Source organism: Roseateles sp. P5_E1 (genome assembly GCF_054049335.1).
Genome location: NZ_JBFUMN010000534.1, coordinates 1 through 504, shown reverse-complemented (window position 1 = coordinate 504; position 504 = coordinate 1). Strand labels below are relative to the sequence as shown.

At 70.8% G+C, this 504-nt stretch carries 1 protein-coding gene; it reads left to right on the top strand.

Going from position 1 to position 504, the window contains the following annotated elements; all coding sequences use genetic code 11:
- Window positions 1-124: 124 nt before the first annotated feature.
- Window positions 125-504 (top strand): UDP-2,3-diacylglucosamine diphosphatase (locus ACXJKJ_RS32500; RefSeq protein WP_457395891.1); only part of this gene is annotated, 380 nt, incomplete at its 3' end.

Sequence of the window (504 nt, the reverse complement as noted above, 5' to 3'; positions counted from 1 at the left end):
CGCCGCGGCTGCGCTGCGCGACAGCAGGGCCGGTCATCCCGCTGTCGTCAAACCGCCATCGGCCTGCAGTGGGACAGGCGCAGGCTTCGGCGCATCCGGCCGCCGGGCCTGGGGGGAGCACGCCATGCAGCAGCAGACGCAGTGCGACGCGAACGTTGGCAGGAGCGCGGTGGCGCGGCTGGCGCCGCATCGCCGCGCGGTATTCCTCTCCGATGTCCACCTGGGGTCGCGGCACTGCCATGCCGCCGAGCTGGCGCGGTTCCTGGCCGGCCTGCGCTGCGCGCGCCTGTACCTGGTAGGCGACATCATCGACCTGTGGTGGATAGCGCATCGCCGAGCTACCTGGCGACCGGCCCACGGCGAGGTGATCSAGGCGCTGCACGCGCTGCGCGCTGCGGGGACCGAAATCATCTACATCCCTGGCAACCATGATGCATCGCTGCGCAAGGTCTGCGGGTTGATGCTGCCGGCCATGCAGGTGCGCCGACGTGCCATCCACGTCAC